The organism is Pseudoalteromonas sp. SR44-8, from assembly GCF_014163635.1.
GTDB lineage: Bacteria > Pseudomonadota > Gammaproteobacteria > Enterobacterales > Alteromonadaceae > Pseudoalteromonas > Pseudoalteromonas rhizosphaerae.
Genome location: NZ_JACJDS010000120.1, coordinates 1 through 251, shown reverse-complemented (window position 1 = coordinate 251; position 251 = coordinate 1). Strand labels below are relative to the sequence as shown.

Sequence of the window (251 nt, the reverse complement as noted above, 5' to 3'; positions counted from 1 at the left end):
TGGGTTCGGTCCTCCAGTTGATGTTACTCAACCTTCAACCTGCCCATGGCTAGATCACCGGGTTTCGGGTCTATACCTTGCAACTAGTCGCCCAGTTAAGACTCGGTTTCCCTACGGCTACCCTAATCGGTTAACCTCGCTACAAAATATAAGTCGCTGACCCATTATACAAAAGGTACGCAGTCACCCAACAAGTGGGCTCCTACTGCTTGTACGTACACGGTTTCAGGTTCTATTTCACTCCCCTCACA

1 rRNA gene is annotated in these 251 nt (G+C 49.4%); it reads right to left on the bottom strand.

From position 1 onward, the window contains the following. Window positions 1-251 (bottom strand): 23S ribosomal RNA (locus H5183_RS21560); the annotation flags it as partial.